General features: G+C 61.2%; 1 pseudogene. It reads right to left on the bottom strand.

The features are described from left to right. Positions 1-387 (bottom strand): annotated as a pseudogene (locus AC3WMT_RS30865) (Ig-like domain-containing protein); the annotation flags it as partial.

The raw sequence follows: 387 nt of genomic DNA, 5'->3' as shown, positions 1-387 counted from the left end.
GCGCAAGCGGACTTTCTGGTTGGGACTGGCCGTGCCGGTGACGGTGACATTGCGGTCGAAGGTAATGCCTCCTTGCAAGACCGGGCCTTTGGAATCGGTGACGTTGTCGATGGTGGGCGTCACTGCTTGGGCGACGGTGAAAGTACGTGGCGGAGTCGACTCTGAGCCGTCGCCATACAAGGCGAGCGCGGTGAAACTGTACGCCTTGACGGTCAACCTGACGACCTGGGTCCATACGCCGGAGCCATTGGCAGTGGGTTCGTGCAGCGTGGTGTTGCCATCGCGCAAGCGGACTTTCTGGTTGGGACTGGCCGTGCCGGTGACGGTGACATTGCGGTCGAAGGTAATGCCTCCTTGCACGACCGTGCCTTTGGAGTCGGTGACGTT

The sequence above is a fragment of the Pseudomonas sp. FW305-7 genome (genome assembly GCF_058786735.1).
This window is presented reverse-complemented; position numbering and strand designations above follow the sequence as displayed.